The sequence below is a fragment of the Okeania sp. genome (assembly GCF_983059655.1).
Window position 1 is genome coordinate 1298 of sequence record NZ_CEZPJD010000640.1, and the last position, 3394, is coordinate 4691.

Here is a 3394-nt window from a genome sequence, read left to right on the forward strand (position 1 = left end):
TGGTGGAGGTGGCAGTTTTGGTGGCAGTGATGGTGGCGGTGGTGATGGTGGTGGTGATGGTGGTGGTTGAAAATTTACCCACCCCACAAGTATTAGTTGTAGTGGACTGACACAGCTAAAATGGCAAGTACTGAGGTTTTAATTTTACCGAAAAATTAAGGTATAAAGCCTCTCCATTCATGGAGAAAAAAGAAAAAATTCCTTTTAACCCAATCCTCTTCCTTTCAAGGAGAGGTAATTCTAAATTCTAAATTCTAAATTCTAAATTATTGAAAGCGTTATCTCAAAAAACAGTCAACCCCGCAGGGAAGTTTCATGGAACTTCCCTACATTTGAAAATCAAAAATATTCTTAGAAAAAAGTAGTTTACTTTATTCAATTTATTTAATTAAAAAGTTATGCCATTAAGAGCTTTGTTGAGTATGGATATATTCAACATATTGATTTTGAAACAACTGTTAATCTCTCTTGAGAAAATAAAAATATTTATCATTGGTGCTATTCCCCGATTCAAAATGGTATAACTGCTAATTTTTTCCAAGTAGATAATTATAAATTTAGAAGCAACGAAGCTTATTTAAAAGATCGCTGTAATAAACCAGAAATATTCAGCAAATATTCCTATCAAAAATTAGGTTTTTGAGTAACCTGATTTGGTAGTTCAGCTTCAGTATCAGGAGCAGTATTATAAATATAAACCTTATCAAATTTTATTATGTCTGTACAAAATCTTACTAAAGTTGTGGTCAAATGAAAACTTTATTAAAATGGACAATTAAAGAATATCATCATCTAATTAGTACTGGAATATTTGTTAACCGCGATCTGGAACTTTTGCATGGGGAAATTGTAGAAATGTCACCGGAAAGTCCAATACATACTCAAATTACAGAAACTAGCGTTGAATATCTACGCTCTCTGCTAAAAGAGTTAGCTTATGTTAGGGAAGCACATCCTATTACTCTTTCTAATTCTGAACCTCAACCGGATATTGCGATCGCACGCCCACCCAGAAATAATTACTCTCAACGTCATCCTTATCCTGAAGATATTTTTTTGCTGATAGAAATTGCTAATACTACTCTAGGTTATGACTTAGGGGAAAAAAAGCAAGCTTATGCAAAAGCGAAAATTTTAGAATATTGGGTAGTAGATGTGGAGCATCGACAAATTTATGTTTTTCGACATCCTCAAGCAGATAATTATCAATCGGAAGTTATTTTCCGGCAAGGAAAAATTAACCCTCTAGCATTTCCAGATATTTCTGTTTCAGTTAGTTCTTTTTTCGCAGAAAATTAATGATAAAAAGAAGCTATGGTTATTGAGCAAGGAGATTAGATTTAAAATTCAAAATTAATGTAGTTTAAATGTAGTTTATTTTTAGACGCTAGTGTAATGAACAAAAAAATCAAAATAGGTTTGTGTGTGATTGTATTGCTTTGTTTAGGAGGAGTAGGAATTACTGTTTTTCAACTAGCAAAAAAATCAGACAAAGAAATTATTTCTCAGCAAACTGTCTATCCTGATTCGAGTTTTCAAGATGGTGAAATTATGGCATATAAATTCAATAACTATGACATGACGATTGTTTCTTTTGTTGGTAATTTTGATTTTATATACAAACCATCCCAGGCGGAATCAGTTAAAACTGTTGCTACAAAATCGAACTATAAATATATAGTTAATGGCTCATTTTTTGAAGAGTCGAAAGAACATGCTGGATGGCTTTCTGTATTAGGTAAAGTCAAAACTCCGGTTAAAGAAGATAAACAACTTTCCCATATTATTAGCTTTAATCCAAATACAGAAGAGTTGAATTTTATTGAAACTAAACTATTTGAACCTTCAACTGAGAAAACTAATATTGAATTTCAGTCCGGGCCGTTAATTATAGATAGTAATCAAGTAACAATAAAATATATTAACGAATCTATTAATGGTCTTTTGCTATTTGAAAGAACATTATTAGCCTATACAGAAGAAGACCGAAGAAAATATTTCATTATTACTAAAGAGAATGTCAAATTAGATGAGCTGGCAGACTATTTGTTAAAGGTTTCTGTGTTTTCAGGTAAGACCTTACATATTGTTAATTTAGATGGAGGATCTTCGGTGGCATTGTATTCTCAAAGCCATCCAGAATTGAATTTTAATGAAACAGCTATATTGCCTATATTATTAGGATTAAAGTGAGGCATTGTTTCAATAATTGATAATTACCTCTCTCTAAAAGGAAGAGGATTGAATACAAGGAAAATTAATTAATTAGACATCTCCAGAAAAGAGGGAACAGGGAACAGGGAACAGGGAAGAATAATTGATAATTTATGGATAAGAATTGATTTTATTTTTGATTTTTGGAGATGTCTATTGTTTCTCCACGGCGAGTGAGAGGCTTTAAAGCTTAATTATTCGGTAAATTTGGGCTTGATTATGTAGCGAATATTATTTATCGTTCAACAATTATGAAAATTAGGAGTAAAGATTGTAATTGTAGGTTGGCTTAAGCGTAGCACAAACAAAAAAACCGTTAGAATCAAAGGATAAAGTTTCATTATTATATAACAGGAGAGAATTTAATGCAGGCAACTCAAACCCGTTATTCTGTCGAAGAGTATCTAGAGCGGGAAAAAACCGCTGGATTTAGAAGTGAATATCGCAATGGAGAAATAATACCGATGACTGGAGGAACTGCAAACCACAATTACATTGCTATCAATCTTACCTCTGGCCTAAAGTATGGTCTAAAAGGTCAACCTTACCGAGTATTTATGAGCGATCTACGCCTGTCAATACCAACAAAAAATATTTACACCTATCCAGATGTGATGGTAACTACCACTCCAATAGTTTATGTCGAAGGTAGGCGAGATACTATTACTAACCCTCAGATAATTGTGGAAGTATTGTCGCAATCGACAGAAAGTTATGACCGGGGGCAAAAATTTGAGCATTATCGTAGAGTAAATAGTTTCCAGGAATATATTCTCATCGACCAATATAGATATTATGTGGAACAGTTTAGCAAAACTGAAGATTGTAAATGGTTGCTGTCAGAATATGAAGGTGATGAAAGCATTTTATCTTTAAGTTCGGTGGAGTTTCAAATCTCTTTGTCAGATATCTATGAAAATGTAGAATTTGAGTAGGGTAAAAATTGTAGGTTGGGTTAAGTGCAGGGCAACCAAAAAAATCGTTAGAATCAAAGGATAAAGTTTTATTATTATATAATCCAACAGAAGAGAATTTAATGTAGGCAACTCAAACCCGTTATTCTGTCGAAGAGTATCTAGAGCAGGAAACTACCGCTGAATTGAGAAGTGAATATCGTGATGGAGAAATAATAACCATGACTGGAGGAACTGCTTTTGCCTAATATCATGTTCCCCCGGAG

General features: G+C 33.1%; 3 protein-coding genes. All 3 read left to right on the plus strand.

Annotated features, from left to right (window positions below; translation table 11 throughout):
* Window positions 1-750 precede the first annotated feature (750 nt).
* The 3 genes from AC3DU7_RS25740 (at window position 751) to AC3DU7_RS25750 (ending at window position 3149) form a co-directional block, all read left to right on the plus strand.
* Entirely contained in the window at window positions 751-1299 is a 549-nt protein-coding gene (locus AC3DU7_RS25740; protein WP_488042129.1) for a Uma2 family endonuclease, read from the plus strand.
* Between the two features lie 96 nt (window positions 1300-1395).
* Complete coding sequence (locus tag AC3DU7_RS25745; RefSeq protein WP_488042130.1) at window positions 1396-2193, plus strand: phosphodiester glycosidase family protein; 798 nt, start codon at window positions 1396-1398, stop codon at window positions 2191-2193.
* 386 nt (window positions 2194-2579) lie between these two features.
* Window positions 2580-3149, plus strand: a complete 570-nt coding sequence (locus AC3DU7_RS25750) for a Uma2 family endonuclease (protein ID WP_488042131.1) — start codon at window positions 2580-2582, stop codon at window positions 3147-3149.
* The last annotated feature ends 245 nt before the right edge of the window (window positions 3150-3394 follow it).

Excerpts from the sequence above, each read along its gene's own strand:
- AC3DU7_RS25750 (WP_488042131.1), top strand. The coding sequence starts at position 2,580 with ATGCAGGCAACTCAAACCCGTTATTCTGTCGAAGAGTATCTAGAGCGG.
- AC3DU7_RS25740 (WP_488042129.1), top strand. The coding sequence starts at position 751 with ATGAAAACTTTATTAAAATGGACAATTAAAGAATATCATCATCTAATT.
- AC3DU7_RS25745 (WP_488042130.1), top strand. The coding sequence starts at position 1,396 with ATGAACAAAAAAATCAAAATAGGTTTGTGTGTGATTGTATTGCTTTGT.